Genomic DNA, 235 nt, shown 5'->3' with positions numbered 1-235 from the left:
TCACGACGGATTATCGGCTATTCGTTTTCAAAAAAGATGGATACTGATTTAGTCTTGAAGACCCTTGAAAGCGCGGTTAAAAATCGAACCATTACTGGGGACCTGATTATTCATACGGATTTAGGATCACAGTATACCAGCGATGATTACAATCAACGTTTAACTGAATTACATATCCACCACTCATACAGCCGTAAGGGTTGTCCGTATGATAATGCGCCAATGGAATCCTTTC

General features: G+C 40.4%; 1 protein-coding gene. It reads left to right on the top strand.

The window, feature by feature from the left end; genetic code table 11:
• A partial coding sequence (locus tag FD01_RS13475) for a DDE-type integrase/transposase/recombinase (RefSeq protein ID WP_156647324.1) occupies positions 1-235 on the top strand: 235 nt, incomplete at both ends.

The sequence above is a fragment of the Lacticaseibacillus manihotivorans DSM 13343 = JCM 12514 genome (assembly GCF_001435035.1).
GTDB lineage: Bacteria > Bacillota > Bacilli > Lactobacillales > Lactobacillaceae > Lacticaseibacillus > Lacticaseibacillus manihotivorans.
The sequence above is the reverse complement of the archived record's forward strand: the minus strand, read 5'-3'. Positions and strand labels throughout refer to the sequence as shown.